Genomic DNA, 463 nt, shown 5'->3' with positions numbered 1-463 from the left:
GGCCGGTGCCGGCGATCCGCCGGGTGCTGGCGCGTACGGGGGTGGGTGTGGCGCGGGTCGAGGCGGTGGAGATCGTGGAGGCGTTCGCGGCACAGGTGCTGGCCGTGACCGACGCGCTCGGGCTCGACCCGCTGGAGGCCGACGCCGGGCGTGTGTGCCCCGACGGCGGGGCGCTGGCGCTCGGGCATCCGTGGGGCGCGACCGGCGCGGTCGTGGTCACCAGGCTGTTCACCCGGCTGGTCCGCGCCGCCGCCCCGCCGGGGACGCTGGGGCTGGCCGCGGCGGCGGTCGGCGGCGGGATGGGCGTGGCGGCGTTGTTCGAGGTGGTGTGAGATGACGATCGACTTCGCCGACGTGCATGTCCGTCTCGGGCTGCGCGACGTGCTGCGCGGCGTCACCGCGAGCCTGACCGAGCGGCGGGTCGGCGTGGTGGGCGCCAACGGCTCGGGCAAGAGCACGCTCG

Annotated in this window: 2 pseudogenes; both read left to right on the top strand. The window is 77.1% G+C overall.

Features of this window, described 5'->3' with window-relative positions:
* Positions 1-332, top strand: a pseudogene (locus FAF44_RS53740) (acetyl-CoA C-acyltransferase); the annotation flags it as partial.
* A 1-nt stretch (position 333) separates the two neighbouring features.
* Positions 334-463 (top strand): annotated as a pseudogene (locus tag FAF44_RS53735) (ABC transporter ATP-binding protein); the annotation flags it as partial.

The sequence above is a fragment of the Nonomuraea sp. MG754425 genome (genome assembly GCF_021699195.1).
Classification (GTDB): domain Bacteria; phylum Actinomycetota; class Actinomycetes; order Streptosporangiales; family Streptosporangiaceae; genus Nonomuraea.
This window is presented reverse-complemented; position numbering and strand designations above follow the sequence as displayed.